Source organism: Allocoprococcus similis (assembly GCF_054660775.1).
This window is the reverse complement of sequence record NZ_BAAHSG010000070.1, coordinates 1-1769: the sequence shown is the minus strand read 5'-3', so window position 1 is coordinate 1769 and position 1769 is coordinate 1. Positions and strand designations below refer to the sequence as shown.

Genomic DNA, 1769 nt, shown 5'->3' with positions numbered 1-1769 from the left:
CGGATATGGACAATATTGTGAAGGTAGTAGCAGATGCACTGAACGGGGTTGCTTATCACGATGATACGCAGATCGCACTGGTTCAGGCAAAGAAATGTTATTCGGCGGTAGAGGGACTGGATGTGACAGTTGAGGAGTATACCGGATAAAAGGAAGGTGGTAGCGTTGGCAAGACCGAAAAAGAGTGGTCTTTCATACTTTCCTTTGGATACTGATTTCTTTGATAACGACAGCCGGATTAAGATACTGAAGGCGAGGTACAGAGCTGACGGTATCATGATTTATGTTTATTTACTGTGTGAGATCTATAAAAACGGATACTACATACAGGTTGATGATGATTTGGAATATATTATAGCCTCGGAATTAGGGGTGAGTGTAGATAAGGTGAAGCAGGTCCTGAACTTCCTGCTAAAGAAGTCACTGTTTGATAGCAAACTCTTTAGTTCGGACAAGGTCTTGACCTCTGCCGGGATACAGAAGCGGTTTCAGCTTGCCGTAAAGGAAAGAGCAAGGAAGAACCCGATAGAAGTAGGAAGGTATTGGCTTTTAGAAAAGAAAGCCACGGAACCTTTTATTAAATGCACCCTTTTTCAAAAAAATCCCGGAAATGCATGTGGTTATTCCGGGAAAAACCCCGAAGATTCCGAGAATAAGTGCACAAAGAAAAGTAAAGTAAATAAAAAGGATATATATAAGGGCGCTTTCAGCGATTCTTCCCTTGAATCAGCTTTTCAGTTCTATCTCCTTGTCCGATCACAGAACTGGGGAGAGATCTCTGAAGAACAGGTAAATGCTTTGAGGGAAGATCTATTATCGCTGTCCTCTGATCTGGCTGAACAGAAAGCGATCCTGAATAAGGCTGCAGCTGGTGGATGGAAGAACCTGTATCCAGTTCAGAAGAGAAAGCCGAAAACAAAGAAGCAGCCAGAGAAACAGGGGAAGTTTAAGAACTTTGAAGAGCGTGAGTATGAGGACATGACAGATCTTACAAGGAAGTTGATGCAGTGATGAAAAAGAAGAATGGGAAACAGAATAAACTTTTGCGAGTTGGAAGCAGGAAGAAACGAAAGATTATTAAACGTGGGAAGTAGGAGGAATGATGATCATGCTGATAGAAAAGAATCTAAAAGAGGCATTGGCAGACTACATAAAAGGCAAACCAGTGACAGTATTATGGACAAAGGATGATGGAAGTATGGATGTTCGGTTATTGTCGGACATCCTGGACCAGGAAGAAAATCATTTTCTGGTAAATGTTCCGGCATATCACAATCCGGAATTTGCACAGGCGGTAGCTGAAATGGTAGATCAGAACAGACCAGATAACTGCAGTGTGGAAGTAGAACCGGCAGGGATAACGGAGAAGGATGGAAGCACCACCCCCCCTCACAGAGCCGGATCCGATTGTGATTCCGGCAGAAAATAAAAGGGAGAAAGCTCTGGAACTGGCGAAAGAAGGAAAAGGTGCTGCGGAGATTGCGCGGTTGATCGATGCAAAATACAGTACCGTGTATTCCTGGCTGAATCCGGATAAGTGTAAGAAACCAAAGCCGGAAAATAAGACAGCCAGTAATGCGGACCGGCACAAATGCAGGACCTGTATGTTCCGGGCAACAGGAAACACAAGGGGAGCTGGCTGTTCCTATATCGAGATAACAGGGCACAGCAGAGGATGCTCCGTGGAAGAGTGCAGCGTGTATCAAAAGGGAAATGCGGTGTCGAAGCGGAAGATGAAAAAATTTTATGAGTAGGTGACAAACTATAAA

The 1769-nt window shown here is 43.9% G+C and carries 3 protein-coding genes and 1 pseudogene; all 4 read left to right on the top strand.

Features of this window, described 5'->3' with window-relative positions; genetic code table 11:
* Positions 1-5: 5 nt before the first annotated feature.
* Positions 6-149 (top strand): RusA family crossover junction endodeoxyribonuclease, encoded by a 144-nt coding sequence (locus ACYQ5K_RS17455; RefSeq protein WP_459777593.1) that lies wholly within the window; start codon positions 6-8, stop codon positions 147-149.
* Between the two features lie 16 nt (positions 150-165).
* A complete protein-coding gene (locus ACYQ5K_RS17450) occupies positions 166-1011 on the top strand; it encodes a DUF4373 domain-containing protein (protein WP_459778155.1) in 846 nt (281 codons plus the stop codon).
* A 97-nt stretch (positions 1012-1108) separates the two neighbouring features.
* Complete coding sequence (locus tag ACYQ5K_RS17445) at positions 1109-1429, top strand: hypothetical protein (RefSeq protein WP_459778154.1); 321 nt, start codon at positions 1109-1111, stop codon at positions 1427-1429.
* Positions 1371-1556, top strand: a pseudogene (locus ACYQ5K_RS17440) (helix-turn-helix domain-containing protein); the annotation flags it as partial. The gene ACYQ5K_RS17445 and the pseudogene ACYQ5K_RS17440, both read left to right, overlap by 59 nt.
* Positions 1557-1769 lie beyond the last annotated feature (213 nt).